The following is a 13,754-nucleotide window of genomic DNA, read 5'->3' as shown; positions in this document are numbered from 1 at the left end:
AGTTCAGGGAGCACCCGTGCGTCCCCGTTCCGGAACCGGCGCCGGTAAGGCGGCTTCCCCGCCGCCGTACGACGCCGTGATTCTGGCGGGGGGCCGGGCCGAGCGGCTCGGCGGGGCGGACAAGCCGGGCGCGCTCGTCGGCGGGCTGCCCCTCGTCGAGCGGGTGGCGGCGGCGGTCCGCGACGCTCGCGCGGTGGTCGTGGTGGGCCCGCCCAGGGAGATGCCGGGTGTGCTGTTCACCCGTGAGGACCCCCCGGGCGGCGGACCGGTGCCGGCGCTGCGCGCCGGGCTCGCCGAGGTGACGTCCCCACTGGTCGTCCTGCTCGCCGCCGACCTGCCGTTCGTCGTCACCGGCCACGTCGGGGCGCTCCTGGCGGCCGTGCCTGGGGACGGCGCGGGCGCGGTGCTCGTGGACGACGAGGGCCGCGAGCAGTGGCTGACCGGTGCCTGGCGGACGGCCGCGTTGCGGGCCGCGCTCGGCGCGTACGAGGGGCGGTCGCTGCGCGGGCTGCTCGGCCCGCTGGGGCCGGCGCTCGTGCGCCCGCCGGTGGCACCCGGGGAGACCCCGCCGTGGTTCGATTGCGACACCGTCGACGATCTCCGCGCGGCCCGCGAGCGGGCCCGAGGGCGCGGGTGAAGGGAGTGCGCGTGAACGTGTTGGAGGAATGGACGGCACGGGTCTGCCACGAGCTGGGCATCGACCCCGCCCGGGTGGACCGGACCGCGGTGCTCGACCTGACCAGGGATGTGGCGCACGGAGTGGCGCGGCCCGCCGCCCCGCTGACCGCCTACCTGGTGGGGCTGGCACAGGGGGCCGGCACCGCGCCGCCGGATGTGCTGGAGCGGCTGTCCCGGATGGCCGAGGACTGGGCGGAGGCGACCGCGCAGACGCGCGCGACCACTGACACCCCCGACTCCTGACTCCGGCTTCCACGGCCCCGGCGCGCCGCGTAGAGGGGAAGGGCGGGCGCCGGGGGCCGCTCGGCGGAAGGGCCGTCCCTGCCGGGGACGACCGCGACGGCCGGTCTGTGAGACCTGTGCTAGGCCGAGAGCTGTGCAAAGTCTTGGAAAAGGGCGACGCCGGGTGGTTACGGGGGCAAACCACCCGGCGCCGCTTCATCGGCGTTCCGACGGGGGCCCGGAACGCCGGCACCAGCGCTCCGACGGGGGACCAGAGCGCTTGGCTAAACTGTACACCTCCAACCCACGGGTTGCGTCAAGACTTTGTCACGACCCGATCTCGCGTCGATGGCGTGGTATCTCGTTTTGGTTAGACGAGGTCAAGTCCGGGGGCGGGGGAGGCTCGTGACCTCTCTGATTGGCCCCGATAACGGCAAGGTATGGCAAAAGAACCGCCCCCGCGACGAACAGGGCCTTGACGGGCCAGGGGGCCGGCACAGCCACCGCCAGAATGAGGCACACGAGCCGGATGCCCATCTTGATGAGGTAACTGATCTCCCGCTTGCGCACGTCGTCGGACAGCGACGGCTGGGCGTCCGTCACCTGGTGAACGACCGGGCGGTCTTTTCGCAACCAGCGCCATGGATTCACGATTTCCACGGTAGACCCCGGGGGAGGCGGGGGTGACTCCCGCACGGCGATACGATCACGCGACAGGCACAGGCAGGAGGACGTGATGTCGGACCGCACCTACCGGGTGACCGAGATAGTGGGCACCTCGGCCGAAAGCGTCGACCAGGCCATCCGCAACGGCGTCAGGCGAGCCGCCCAGACGCTGCGGCACCTGGACTGGTTCGAGGTGACCGAGGTGCGCGGGCACATCGTGGACGGCGAGGTGGCCCACTTCCAGGTCGGCATGAAAGTCGGCTTCCGTCTCGAGGACACCGAATAGGGCCTGGTGCTGTGACTGGGGACGGGCACCGTCCGCAGTCCGCGGAGCCGGTCGGGCCGACGAGCTTCGGCGCGCCACCGGCGGTGATCACCTGGTGGCCGGTCGTCAGGCCGCAGCGTGCGCAGCGCCTCCCGGCCGATGCCGATCGCCCGGCCGGGAGGAGCCGGGGACACTCGACCGGCTCTGTGGACTCGGCGTGGTGACCGTTTCCGGTCACAGACCGGCTCAGCTGGCCTGGCTGACCGTCGACATGTTGAAGTCGGGCACCCGGACCGGCGGCATGACGGCGCGGGTGAACCAGTCGTTCCACTCGCGCGGCAGCGTCTGCTCGCTCGGGCCCACCTCGCTGAGGCGGCCGAGCAGGTCGACCGGCGACTCGTTGAACCGGAAGTTGTTGACCTCGCCCACGACCTCGCCGTTCTCGACCAGGTAGACGCCGTCCCTGGTCAGCCCGGTCAGGAGCAGCGACTGCGGGTCGACCTCGCGGATGTACCACAGGCAGGTCAGCAGCAGGCCCCGCTCGGTCGAGGCGATCATCTCCTCCAGCGAGCGGCCGTCCTCCGGTCCCGTCATGATCAGGTTGTCGATCTGCGGGGTGGTGGCGAGCCCGGTCAGCCCGGCGGAGTGCCGGGTCTGCACGAGGTTGGCCAGCGTGCCGTCGCTGATCCACTCGGTGTGGGCCAGGGGCAGGCCGTTGTCGAACACCGACTGCTCCCGGCTGGAGGAGTGCGCGACGACGAACGGCGCGCACTCGACGCCGGCCCGCGCCGGATCGCTGTGCAGCGAGATCGGCAGTGTCGAGAGCCGCTCGCCCACACGGGTGCCGCCGCCTGGCCGGGAGAACACCGTGCGGCCGTCGGCGGCGTCCCGCGCGCCGGCCGCCCAGTACAGGTAGATCATCAGATCGGAGACCGCCGTCGGCGGCAGGAGCGTCTCGTAGCGGCCCGGCTCCAGGCTGATCCGCCGCTTGGCCCAGTCGAGCCGCCGGGTGAGCGTCTCGTCCAGGGCGGCCACGTCCACGTCGGAGAAGTCGCGGGTGGCCACGCCCGTCCACGCGGAGCGCGTCATGTCCGCCGACTTGGCGTTCAGTTCGAGCCGCCCGGTCGGCTGGTCGTGACGCAGCCGCAGGCCCGTGGACGACCCGACGAACGTCGAGGTCATGCTGTGCTCGGCGAAGCCGTACAGCCTGCGTCCCGAGGCGTCGGCGGCGGCGAACGCCTCGCCGAGCGCGGGGGCGAAATCTCCGAACACGCCGATGGAGGTCGGCTCCACCGGGCGCTCCCAGCCCGCACCGGCGGTGCCCTCCACCAGAGGCCGGGCGTCCTCCGACGGCCGGGCCTCCCGCGCGGCGCGGTCCGCCGCGGCCACCACGTCGGCCAGCTGGTCGGCCCGTACGGCGGAGCGCGAGACGACCCCCACACCGGCGCCCACGACGGAGATCACGGTCAGCCGGGACGAGCGCGCGACCCCGTTGGTCGTCAGCGTGTTGCCGGCGAAGCGCAGGTTGGCGGTCGAGCCCTCGTCGACGATGACGACGCAGCCGTCGGCCTCGCTCAGCGCGAGCGCCCGCTCCACCGTCTCCTGCGGTGTGGTCACCATGTCGGTCACTTCCCACCCTCCTGGGCAGTGTTGAGGATCCGCACGCCGCGGAACAGCGCCGCGGGGGCGCCGTGGCTCACCGGCGCGACCTGGCCCGGCTGGCCCTTGCCGCAGTTGAAGGCGCCGCCGAGCACGTACGTCTCCGGGCCGCCGACGGCCTCCATGGAGCGCCAGAAGTCCGTCGTGGTCGCCTGGTAGGCCACGTCGCGCAGCTGACCGGCCAGGCGGCCGTTCTCGATGCGGTAGAACCGCTGGCCGGTGAACTGGAAGTTGTACCGTTGCATGTCGATCGACCAGCTCTTGTCGCCGACGACGTAGACGCCGCGCTCGACCCTTGAGATCAGCTCGTCGGTGGAGGGGCCGTCGGCCGCCGGCCGGAGTGACACGTTGGCCATGCGCTGGATCGGCACGTGCCCGGGGGAGTCGGCGAACGCGCAGCCGTTCGACCGCCCGAGGCCCTTCAGCAGCGCCATCCGCCGGTCGAGCTGGTAGCCCACCAGCGTGCCCTCGCGGACGATGTCGAACGACTGGCCGGCCACGCCCTCGTCGTCCCAGCCGACGGTGGCCAGGCCGTGCTCGACCGTGCGGTCGCCCGTCACGTTCATCACGGGCGAGCCGTAGTGCAGGGTGCCGAGCTGGTCGAAGGTGGCGAAGGAGGTGCCGGCGTAGGCCGCCTCGTAGCCGAGCGCCCGGTCCAGCTCGGTCGCGTGGCCGATCGACTCGTGGATCGTCAGCCACAGGTTCGACGGGTCGATCACCAGGTCGTACGGCCCGGCCTCGACCGAGGGCGCCTTGAGCTTCTCGTCCAGCAGGTCGGGGATCTCGGCCAGCTCGGCGGGGAAGTCCCAGCCGGTGCCGGTCAGGTATTCGTACCCGCGACCGACGGGCGGGGCCAGCGTGCGCATGTCGTCGAACCGGTCGCCGTCGGCCCGCATCGCGGTCAGGACGGGGTGCAGCCGCACGCGCTGCTGCGTGGTCACCGTGCCCGCCGTGTCGGCGTAGAACTTCTGCTCCTTGACCTGCATGAGTGAGGCCGAGACGTGGTCGACCCTGCCGAGCAGGCCGGACGACCACTCCGCGAGCAGCGCCGCCTTGTCCGGCAGCGGCACGTCGAACGGGTCGACCTCGTAGGCCGACACCCAGGTCACGTCGTCGTACACCGGTTCGGAGGCGAGCTCCACCGGCTCGCGGTTGATGGGCGCGCTGATCGCCGCCACCCGCACGGCCTCCTCGGCGGCCCGGGCCGCCGCCTCCGGAGTCAGCTCGATCCCGGAGGCGAAGCCCCATGTGCCGTCCTTGATCACCCGTACGGCGAAGCCCAGGTCGTCGGCGTCCGAGGACCCCTCGAGCCGGGCGTCGAACAGGCGCAGCGTCTCGGCGCGCACGCGTTCGAGCCGGAACGAGGCGTGCTCGGCTCCCAGGTCACGGGCGCGCTGCAGGGCCGCGTCCGCCAGCCGCCGCAGTGGCAGAGCGAGGAAGTCGGGGTCGATCTGGCGCATGTCCACGATCCTAACCCTGTGATCTTGTGCCCTGCGGACAAGTGGACTACCCCCAAGTAGCCGATACGGTCGGTCGCATGGTTCGCTCTGTTCTCGTCACCGGCGGAAATCGCGGCATCGGCCTCGCGATCGCCCGCGAGCTCGCCGCCGCGGGAGACGCCGTCGCCGTCACCTACCGTTCCGGCGAGCCCCCGGAGGGGCTGTTCGGGGTTCGCTGCGACGTGACGAGCTCCGCCGACGTCGACGCCGCCTTCGAGAAGGCCGAGGCCGAGCACGGCCCGGTCGAGGTGGTAGTCGCCAACGCGGGGATCACCAAGGACACGCTGCTGCCGATGATGAAGGAGGAGACCTTCACCGACGTCATCGACACGAACCTGACCGGTGCCTATCGCGTCGCGAAGCGGGCCGTGCGGCCCATGCTGCGCCTGCGGCGCGGGCGCATCATCCTGATCTCCTCCGTCGTCGGCCTGTCCGGCTCCGCCGGCCAGACCAACTACGCCGCCTCCAAGGCCGGCCTGGTCGGCTTCGGCCGGTCGCTGGCCCGCGAGCTCGGCTCGCGCGGCATCACGGTCAACGTGGTCGCGCCCGGGTTCGTGGAGACCGACATGACCGCGGTGCTCGACGAGGCGCAGCAGGAGCAGATCCGCAAGAGCATCCCGCTCGGGCGGCAGGCGCAGGCCGAGGAGATCGCCCGGGTCGTGAGGTTCCTGGCGAGCGACGACGCCTCCTACATCACCGGGGCGGTCATCCCCGTCGACGGCGGCCTCGGCATGGGCCACTGAGCCGGACACCCGACTGACTGGAGCTGGACATGGGTTTGCTGGACGGGAAGCGACTGCTGGTCACCGGCGTCCTCACCGACGCGTCGATCGCCTTCAACGTGGCCAAGCTGGCGCAGGAGGAGGGCGCCCAGGTCGTGCTGACCGGTTTCGGCCGCCTCAGCCTGGTCGAGCGCATCGCCAAGCGGCTGCCCGAGCCGCCTCCGGTGATCGAACTGGACGTCCAGAACACCGATCACCTCGACACGCTCGCCGACCGCGTCGGTGCGCACCTCGACGGGCTGGACGGGGTGGTCCACTCCATCGGATTCGCGCCGCAGTCCTGCTTGGGCGGCAACTTCCTCAACACCTCGTGGGAGGACGTGGCCACGGCGGTCCACGTGTCGACGTTCTCGTTCAAGTCGCTCGCCGTCGCCTGCCTGCCTCTGATGAAGGACGGCGGCGCGATCGTCGGCCTCGACTTCGACGCCACCAAGGCGTGGCCCGTGTACGACTGGATGGGCGTGGCCAAGGCCGGGCTGGAGTCGTGCTCGCGCTACCTCGCCCGCGACCTGGGCAAGCACGGCATCCGGGTCAACCTCGTCGCCGCCGGCCCGCTGCGCACGATGGCGGCCAAGAGCATCCCCGGGTTCAAGGAGTTCGAGGACTCCTGGCCGGATCGCGCGCCCCTCGGCTGGGACCTGGCGGACACCGCCCCCGCCGCCAAGGCGTGCGTCGCGCTGCTGTCCGACTGGTTCCCCGCCACCACCGGTGAGATCGTCCACGTCGACGGCGGCGTGCACGCGATGGGCGCCTGACGGCACCCGTTTCCGCGACATCCCGCCTCTCGCATCGGGCGGGCGCACGGGCCGCGGCGGCTTGCGAATCTTGCCGCGGCCCGTCCCTGCGCTTAGCATCTGGGCGTGTCTGACGCCCGCCCGTTCTCCGGAGCGGGCATGGACCGTCAGACGCGAGCGTGGTGCCCGGGCCGCCCCGTCCCCGTACGCCCCCGGACGGCGGCGCCCGTGGCGACGTGGCCGCCGGACTCGTGTGGGGACGATGGGACGACCAGAGCGCAACCTCAGCCCAGAGGAAGGGCCCGTACAGGCGTTCGCCGTCGCGTTGCGGCGGCTGCGCGAGGAGGCCGGGTCGCCCACCTACCGGGCCCTCTCGGAGAGGGCGCACTACTCGGCAACGGTGCTGTCACGGGCCGCGGGCGGCCGTGTCTTCCCGAGCCTGGAGGTCACCCTCGCCTTCGTACAGGCCTGCGGGGGCGACGAGGACGCGTGGGCGCGGCGCTGGCATCGGGTCAGCGAGGAGATCTCGGGGCGGACGGCGGAACCGCCGGAACCGGCCCCGGCCGGTGAAGGGCCTTCGTCCCCGGCTCGCGGCGCCGCCGAGGTCGTCTCACCGGCCGAACACGGCGGAGTTCGCGGTGGCGGGCGGGGCAGCGCGCACGACGGCGGCCTCGCGGCCTGGGTGCGGCGGCGCGGGCGCCTGCTCGTGTTCGCCGCAGTCGTCGTGCTCTCCGGCGGGGTGGCGTTGACCGCCGCCATGCGCGGCGTGGGGCTCGCGCCCGGCTGGACCTCGCGTAACCAGCACATCACCGACCGGGCGGGGGATGGGAGCCGGGCCGAGGACATGGACGGCGACGACCCCCGGGCCCGCGGGTGCGCAGACGACCTCGAGGCGGTCGACATACTCGACGCCGTCCCGCTGAACCTGCCCGACGGCACCCGCTTCGGGACGCTGCGGCTGCGGCGCAATCCCGACTGCGACACGGCCTGGGCCTCGGCGTACTTCGCCAATCCCCAGCTCTACACGGTGTGGCTCGCCGCGCATCGTCCGGCGGACAACGCCCAGGTGCGTTCCCAATGGCAGAACAACACGCCGCCTGGCGCCTACGGGGACATGCTCTCCCTCGCGCGCGGATGCGTCTGGGTGGAGGGCTGGGTGGTCACCGGGCAGGGGGAAGGCCCCCACGCGAGAACCCGCTGCGCCCGCTGACCCCGCATACCCGCGCGCGCCCCCTCGCCTCGCGCGCTCCGTCCCCGGCTCCTCGCGGGCGTGCGATGAGGCCGGACGGCCGCGGGACCGGCCCCCGTTCCCGCGCCCGGCTCCCCTGCGCGAGGCGGCGCACGGGCGGCGGACCGTCGGTTCCGCGGCGGGCTCAGCCCCGGGCCCAGGCGGAGGCGATGTCCGGCGAGGTGCCGCAGCACAGCGCGTACGCCGTCGCCTCCACGTCCTTCGCGTAGAGCTGGTCGGAGTACGCGGTGCCACCGCGGGTCGCGTAGGCCTCGGTGCAGTCGCCGGAGCCCTCGCCCCGGCACACGAGAACGCGCACTGGCGCAGTGCGCCCCTCGTCGAGCGTGACCCGCGACCAGTTGGTCCCGCACCGGGGGGAGTACCGCAACTCGACGGTGGCGCCGGCGGGCCGCGTGGCCCGTCCGCGGCCGTCGTGATACCAGAGCGGCGAACTCGCCACGGTGTACGCCCCGTCGGTGCAGCGGCTCCGGATCGGGTCGGTCCCGTCACACGTCTGCGCGCTCTTCCGGCCCCGGTCGCACAGCGAGTCGGAGGCGCGGGGCGGGAGCTTGGCGGTCCCGCCGCGCGGGATGTCGTCTGGCCGCACCGTGCCGGTCCGGCCCGACGCCGACCTGGACGCCGATCCGGACACCGACCCCGATCCGGACGCCGACCCCGACCCCGATCCCGGCCCGTCTCCCGTTCCGGCGACCGCGCCGGTCGCCGTCGTGGTCAGCACGACGGCCGCCGCAGGGACGGCCAGCGCCTTGAGGACGATGCTCCATCTCATCTCGAGCTGCTCCTTCCGTGGCTCCGGGCACCTCGCGGTGCCTCCACGGCATGGATAACCCGGTCCGCGGTTGATGCGCGATCATCCGGCGCGGGTTCGCATCAACCCATCAACCGGCAGGAAGTAGCTCAGGCCCGGCCCACGCGTGTCGCCCTCAGGCGAGCCGGTGGCGCCCCGCCTTCCCCGGCAGCCGCAGGCCGCCCTCGAAGGGGATCGACTCGTCCGGCTCCTGCTGCCCGGCGCGTGCCCGCCGGGCCGAGACCACGCGGGTGGCGAGCAGCGCCGAGAGCAGCAGAACCGCGGTGAGGGCCGTCCCCGCCGCGTCGTAGGACCGGTGGCCCCGAGCGCGCGCCCCCGCCGAATCGCCGCGTAGTTCGGGCAGTTCGGGCATCCTCTGCCCGGGCCACAGGAGGGGGATCACGCCGTCCTCGTCGGGGTCCACCTTCGCCGTGCGGCCCGTCTCCGGCGCGTCGTCGAGCGCCGCGACGAGACGCGGCCGGTACGGCTCGGGCGAAAGGGTGCCCTCGGGCGTCATGGACGCCTTGGGCCGTGTCGCCTTCTTGTCGGCCGGCCGCGTCTTTCCGCCGCTCTCGCGGTGCTCGTGGGACGCGCAGTCCTCTCCGGCGACCAGGGGGAGGCAGGTGTCCTGGACGGCGCGGGTCAGCCCGTCGGTGAGCTTCTGGACGCCGGGGGCGGGGCTGTGCGCGGTTCCGGATCCGTCGCCCGTCAGAGCTCCGGTCGCTCCGCTCACCGCTCCGCTCGCGTCGTCGGCCGCTCCGCTCGCCGCGCCGGCCGCGGTGCCGGCGGCCCCGGTGAGCGTCTGTCCGGCCGTGTCGACCGCCTTGCCGACGTCGTTCACCGCGGTGCCGGTGGCTTCGGTGGTCGTCTTCACCGTGTCGTCCACGGCCTTCGTGACCGGTTCCGTCACCCCGCCTGTGGCCTTGTCCGCGACGTCGGTGACGCCGTCCGCCAGGCGGCCCACGCCGTCCACCAGGGAGCAGACGCCGCCGGTGATGCCCGAGACCAGGCCGCCGCCGCCCGTGCAGTCGAGCGCCTGTGCCGGGGATGCGGCGAGAGGGAGTCCTCCGGCCAGGGTGATCGCGAGAGCCCCGGCGGAGATCGCGGAGGCCTTGCCTACGATCCCCATGTGTCCCCTTCCGCAGTGCTCTGGTCCATCCCCCGACATACCCGCCACTCTTCGCCGGAGCGCGGGGTTATGCAGTAGAAAGTTGCAGTTCGGTATCGATGTGTGATACGTGAGGACGATTCTCGTTCGCCTCCCACGTCCGGGGCGGCGATCAGGGGTCGGAGACGTCGTCCAGAGCCTCGCGGATCTCCCACGGCAGTGTCAGCTTCTCGGCCTGCAACACGCCGAGGAGTTGCGCGTGGGTGCGCGCGCCGACGATCGCCGACGACACGCCCGGGCGGTCGCGCACCCAGGCGAGCGCCACGGCGAGCGGCGACACGCCGAGCCCCTCGGCCGCCGTGGTCACCGACTCCACGATGCTGCGGCACCGTTCGTCCAGATATGGCCGGACGAACTCGGCGAAGTGCGGGGTGGCGGCGCGGGAGTCCGCGGGAATGCCGGTGCGGTACTTGCCGGTCAGCACGCCGCGTCCCAGCGGCGACCAGGCGAGGACACCGGCGCCCACGTGCGCGGCGGCCGGCAGCAGTTCCTCCTCGGCGTCCCTGGCCAGGAGGGAGTACTCCACCTGCGCCGCGACGATCGGGGCCCGCGAGTCGCCGCACCGCTGCCACGTGGCGGCGGCGGCGAGCTGCCAGCCCGTGTAGTTGCACACGCCCGCGTAGGCCGTACGCCCGGTGGAGACGGCGAAGTCGACGGCGGCGAGCGTCTCCTCCAGAGGCACCCGGGGGTCGAACGCGTGGAGCTGCCACAGGTCGACCTCTTCCAGCCCGAGCCGGGCCAGCGAGGCGTCGAGCGCGCGGATGAGGTGACGGCGGGAGGCGTCGTGCTCGCCGCCGGGGGTGAGCACGGCCTTGGTGGCGATGACCAGCTCCGAGCGCGGCACCACGTCGCGGATGAGCCGGCCGATCAGGCGCTCGGCGTCGCCGCCGCCGTACACGTCGGCGGTGTCGATCAGCGTGCCGCCGGCCTCGGCGAAGGCGGTGAGCTGCGCCGTCGCCTCCTCGGCGGAGGTGTCGCGGGCCCAGGTCATCGTGCCGAGCCCGATCCTGGACACCGACAGACCGCTGCGCCCGACTAGTCGCTGGTCCATGGTGCGGACAGACTAGCCGATAGGCTGTCCGCACCATGGACGTACTACAGGCGATCGTGCTCGGGCTCGTGCAGGGTCTCACCGAGTTCCTGCCCATCTCCAGCTCGGCCCACCTGCTGATCGTGCCCAAGCTGGCCGGATGGGGCGACCCCGGCGCCGCGTTCACCGCGGTGATCCAGCTCGGCACCATGCTCGCGGTGCTCATCTACTTCTGGCGGGACATCGTCCGGATCACCTGGACCTGGCTGCGCAGCCTGTGGACGCCGGAGCTGCGCGGCGACCTCGACGCGCGCATGGGGTGGTACATCGGCCTGGGCACGATCCCGATCAGCGTCGCCGGCCTGCTGTTCAAGGACGCGATCGAGGGCCCGGCCCGCAACCTGTGGCTGAACGCGGCCATGCTCATCGTCTTCGGCCTGCTGCTGCTCGTGGCCGACCAGATGGGGCGCAAGAAGAAGGAGGTCGCCGACCTCAACATGCGCGACGGCCTTATCATCGGCGCCTGGCAGATGCTGCCGCTGATCCCCGGCGCCTCCCGCTCGGGCTCCACGATGACCGGCGCGTTGTTCCTCGGATACACGCGCGAGGCGGCCGCCCGCTACTCCTTCCTGCTGTCGATCCCTGCGGTGATCCTCTCGGGGCTGTTCGAGCTGCGGCACGTCGGCGACGGCGGCGGCCCGCCGGTCGCGCCGACCCTGATCGCGACCGTCGTGTCGTTCATCGTCGGATATGCCTCGATCGCCTGGCTGCTGCGTTACGTGGCGCGCCACTCGACCATCGTCTTCGTCGTCTACCGCGTCTTCGCCGGAACGTTCCTCCTCACGCTGCTGGCCCTCGGGGTGGTGCAGTCATGACGACCGTCCTCCTCGTACGGCACGGCCTCACCGCGATGACCGGCCCCGTGCTGGCCGGCTGGACCCCCGGGGTCCACCTCGACGAGCGCGGCCGGGAGCAGGCCCGCGCGGTGGCAGAGCGGCTCGCGCCCCTGGAACTGGACGCCATCGTGTCCAGCCCGCTGGAGCGGTGCCGGGAGACCGCCGCCGCCATCGCGCAGGGCCGCCCCGTCTCCGTGGAGACCGACGACAGGTTCGGCGAGTGCGGATACGGCGACTGGACGGGCAGGCCGCTGAAGGAGCTCGCCGAGGAGCCGCTGTGGCGGGTGGTGCAGGCCCATCCCAGCGCGGCGGTGTTCCCCGGCGGGGAGGCGCTGGCGGAGGTGCAGAACCGGGCCGTGCGGGCCGTACGCGACTGGAACGAGCGGCTCGGCGAGAAGGCCACCTATCTGGTGTGCAGCCACGGGGACGTGATCAAGGCGATCGTGGCCGACGCGCTGGGCGTGCACCTGGACCAGTTCCAGCGGATCACGGCCGACCCCGCGTCCGTCACGGTGATCCGTTACACCCCCCTGCGTCCCTTCCTGCTCAGGACGAACGACGTGGGCGGGGGAGTGGCCAACCTGGTGCCCCCACCGGAGGTGCCGGAGGACCGAGACGGGGGAGAAACCATCACCGGAAGCGATGCCGCCGTCGGCGGTGGACCCGGGACCACATAGGGTCGGGCTATGCCGGTCTTCGACTACGATCCGCCTGACAGGTTCGTGGCCGGTGCCGTGGGGCAACCGGGCGCGCGAGCCTTCTTCCTGCAGGCCCGAGGCCAGGGCAGGATCACCACGGTGGCGCTCGAGAAGTTCCAGGTCGCCGTGCTCGCCGACCGCCTCGACGAATTGCTCGACGAGGTGCTGCGGCGCAGCGGCGGGCGTGCGCCGGTCCCGGCCATGGCCCCCGCGGAGCTGGCCGACGAGGGCCCGCTCGACCTGCCGATCGACGAGGACTTCCGGGTGGGCACGATGGCGCTCGCCTGGGATCCCGAGACCGCCCAGGTGATCATCGAGGCGCAGGAGGCCACCGAGGACGAAGAGGAGGACGAGCCGCCGCTGGACGACCGGCCCGAGCCCGCCGTCCTCAGGGTGCGGATCAGTGCCGCCGCCGCCCGCGCGTTCAGCCGCCGGGCGCTGGACGTGGTCGCCGCGGGCCGCCCGCCGTGCCCGCTGTGCGGCCGGCCCCTCGACTCCGAGGGCCACATCTGCGTCCGCCTCAACGGTCACCACCCCGGAGGGTTGTCGGCATGAGAGGCGCGGCGTGAACGGGTGGAAGAGCGGCCTGGCGCCGCGCGGGCGAGGAACCGGATGACGGCCGAGGGCGAGGCGAGCATCAGCGACGTGGACGGGCCGGGGCTGGACGACGCGGCGGCCATGCGCCTGCTGCGGGAGGGCACCTTAGAAGTGGCCGGACGACTCGTCGAGGCCACGAACATGACGCTCTACTGCTCCATCAGGAACGGCGAGCACGCGGCGGCGTGCGTGTACAAGCCGGTGCGCGGGGAGCGCCCCCTGTGGGACTTCCCCGACGGCACGCTCGCGGCCCGGGAGGTGGCCGCCTACGAGGTGGCGGCCGTCACCGGATGGCGCATCGTGCCGCCGACCGTCTACCGGGACGGCCCCTTCGGCCCGGGGATGGTGCAGCTGTGGATCGACGCCGATCCCGAGACCGACCTGATGGCCCTGATGCGCAGCCGCAACCCCGCCCTGCGCCGCATGGCCGTGTTCGACGCCGTGGTGAACAACGCCGACCGCAAGGGCGGCCACCTGCTTCCGCTGCCCGACGGGCACGTGTACGGGGTCGACCACGGGGTCTGCTTCGCGGTGGAGGACAAGCTGCGCACCGTGCTGTGGCAGTGGCGCGGCAAGACGCTCCCGCGCGAGGCGGTCAACGTGCTGGTGCGGCTGGAGCGCGAGATCGAGCGGGGGCGCCTCGGCCGGCGTCTGCGCGAGCTGCTGACCCAGGCCGAGGTGGAGGCCACGTGGGAGCGGGTCAAGAGGCTGCTGGCCACCGGGGTCCACCCGCATCCCTCCGAGGACTGGCCGGCGATCCCGTGGCCCCCGATTTGATCGCCGCAGACAGGCTTGCGCAAAACGTGCGAATTGTGCACTCTGCA

The 13,754-nt window shown here is 72.7% G+C and carries 16 protein-coding genes; 10 read left to right on the top strand and 6 right to left on the bottom strand.

Annotated features, from left to right (window positions below; genetic code table 11):
- The first annotated feature begins 16 nt into the window (after window positions 1–16).
- Together HHX35_RS30025 and HHX35_RS30020 are read left to right on the top strand one after the other, a co-directional pair.
- Entirely contained in the window at window positions 17–637 is a 621-nt protein-coding gene (locus tag HHX35_RS30025; RefSeq protein ID WP_182902031.1) for an NTP transferase domain-containing protein, read from the top strand.
- 11 nt (window positions 638–648) lie between these two features.
- A complete protein-coding gene (locus HHX35_RS30020; RefSeq protein ID WP_182902030.1) occupies window positions 649–921 on the top strand; it encodes a DUF6457 domain-containing protein in 273 nt (90 codons plus the stop codon).
- A gap of 306 nt (window positions 922–1,227) precedes the next feature.
- Here the strand turns inward: HHX35_RS30020 and HHX35_RS30015 are convergent, their stop codons facing one another.
- Complete coding sequence (locus HHX35_RS30015) at window positions 1,228–1,551, bottom strand: DUF3099 domain-containing protein (protein ID WP_310739392.1); 324 nt, start codon at window positions 1,549–1,551, stop codon at window positions 1,228–1,230.
- Window positions 1,552–1,636: 85 nt separating this feature from the next.
- Between HHX35_RS30015 and HHX35_RS30010 the strand changes: the two genes are divergently transcribed.
- Window positions 1,637–1,852 carry a dodecin gene (locus HHX35_RS30010; protein ID WP_139573056.1) on the top strand — a complete coding sequence of 72 codons (216 nt, stop codon included), beginning with the start codon at window positions 1,637–1,639 and terminating at the stop codon, window positions 1,850–1,852.
- A gap of 225 nt (window positions 1,853–2,077) precedes the next feature.
- Here the strand turns inward: HHX35_RS30010 and HHX35_RS30005 are convergent, their stop codons facing one another.
- Both HHX35_RS30005 and HHX35_RS30000 read right to left on the bottom strand, forming a co-directional pair.
- Window positions 2,078–3,451, bottom strand: a complete 1,374-nt coding sequence (locus HHX35_RS30005; protein ID WP_182902153.1) for a metallopeptidase TldD-related protein — start codon at window positions 3,449–3,451, stop codon at window positions 2,078–2,080.
- A gap of 5 nt (window positions 3,452–3,456) precedes the next feature.
- Window positions 3,457–4,950 carry a TldD/PmbA family protein gene (locus HHX35_RS30000; RefSeq protein WP_182902028.1) on the bottom strand — a complete coding sequence of 498 codons (1,494 nt, stop codon included), beginning with the start codon at window positions 4,948–4,950 and terminating at the stop codon, window positions 3,457–3,459.
- 77 nt (window positions 4,951–5,027) lie between these two features.
- Here HHX35_RS30000 and fabG point away from each other — a divergent pair, with 77 nt between their 5' ends.
- The 3 genes from fabG to HHX35_RS29985 all read left to right on the top strand — a co-directional run bounded on the left by fabG (window position 5,028) and on the right by HHX35_RS29985 (window position 7,715).
- The gene (gene fabG / locus HHX35_RS29995; RefSeq protein WP_182902027.1) at window positions 5,028–5,732 is read left to right on the top strand and encodes a 3-oxoacyl-[acyl-carrier-protein] reductase; all 705 of its coding nucleotides are present in this window, start codon (window positions 5,028–5,030) and stop codon (window positions 5,730–5,732) included.
- Window positions 5,733–5,761: 29 nt separating this feature from the next.
- Complete coding sequence (gene fabI / locus HHX35_RS29990) at window positions 5,762–6,526, top strand: enoyl-ACP reductase FabI (RefSeq protein ID WP_182902026.1); 765 nt, start codon at window positions 5,762–5,764, stop codon at window positions 6,524–6,526.
- 241 nt (window positions 6,527–6,767) lie between these two features.
- A complete protein-coding gene (locus HHX35_RS29985) occupies window positions 6,768–7,715 on the top strand; it encodes a helix-turn-helix domain-containing protein (RefSeq protein WP_182902025.1) in 948 nt (315 codons plus the stop codon).
- A gap of 163 nt (window positions 7,716–7,878) precedes the next feature.
- On the opposite strand, the gene HHX35_RS29980 is transcribed toward HHX35_RS29985, so the two are convergent.
- The 3 genes from HHX35_RS29980 to HHX35_RS29970 all read right to left on the bottom strand — a co-directional run bounded on the left by HHX35_RS29980 (window position 7,879) and on the right by HHX35_RS29970 (window position 10,760).
- Window positions 7,879–8,523, bottom strand: coding sequence for a DUF2690 domain-containing protein (locus HHX35_RS29980; RefSeq protein WP_182902024.1), 645 nt, complete (start codon window positions 8,521–8,523; stop codon window positions 7,879–7,881).
- 154 nt (window positions 8,524–8,677) lie between these two features.
- A complete protein-coding gene (locus HHX35_RS29975) occupies window positions 8,678–9,670 on the bottom strand; it encodes a hypothetical protein (RefSeq protein ID WP_182902023.1) in 993 nt (330 codons plus the stop codon).
- 151 nt (window positions 9,671–9,821) lie between these two features.
- Window positions 9,822–10,760: an aldo/keto reductase gene (locus tag HHX35_RS29970; protein WP_182902022.1), complete on the bottom strand. Its 939-nt coding sequence runs from the start codon at window positions 10,758–10,760 to the stop codon at window positions 9,822–9,824.
- 35 nt (window positions 10,761–10,795) lie between these two features.
- On the opposite strand from HHX35_RS29970, the gene HHX35_RS29965 reads away from it, so the two are divergent.
- The 4 genes from HHX35_RS29965 to HHX35_RS29950 are packed head-to-tail and all read left to right on the top strand — an operon-like array spanning window position 10,796 to window position 13,707.
- Window positions 10,796–11,614, top strand: a complete 819-nt coding sequence (locus tag HHX35_RS29965) for an undecaprenyl-diphosphate phosphatase (protein ID WP_182902021.1) — start codon at window positions 10,796–10,798, stop codon at window positions 11,612–11,614.
- A complete protein-coding gene (locus tag HHX35_RS29960; protein ID WP_182902020.1) occupies window positions 11,611–12,312 on the top strand; it encodes a histidine phosphatase family protein in 702 nt (233 codons plus the stop codon). The genes HHX35_RS29965 and HHX35_RS29960 overlap by 4 nt, the downstream gene beginning before the upstream one ends.
- A 9-nt stretch (window positions 12,313–12,321) precedes the next feature.
- Complete coding sequence (locus HHX35_RS29955) at window positions 12,322–12,888, top strand: DUF3090 domain-containing protein (protein ID WP_182902019.1); 567 nt, start codon at window positions 12,322–12,324, stop codon at window positions 12,886–12,888.
- A 57-nt stretch (window positions 12,889–12,945) separates the two neighbouring features.
- On the top strand, window positions 12,946–13,707 hold the full coding sequence (locus tag HHX35_RS29950; RefSeq protein WP_139573045.1) for an SCO1664 family protein: 762 nt from the start codon (window positions 12,946–12,948) through the stop codon (window positions 13,705–13,707).
- Window positions 13,708–13,754: the final 47 nt, after the last annotated feature.

It is taken from the genome of Microbispora sp. H10830, from assembly GCF_014161375.1.
GTDB lineage: Bacteria > Actinomycetota > Actinomycetes > Streptosporangiales > Streptosporangiaceae > Microbispora > Microbispora catharanthi.
This window is presented reverse-complemented; position numbering and strand designations above follow the sequence as displayed.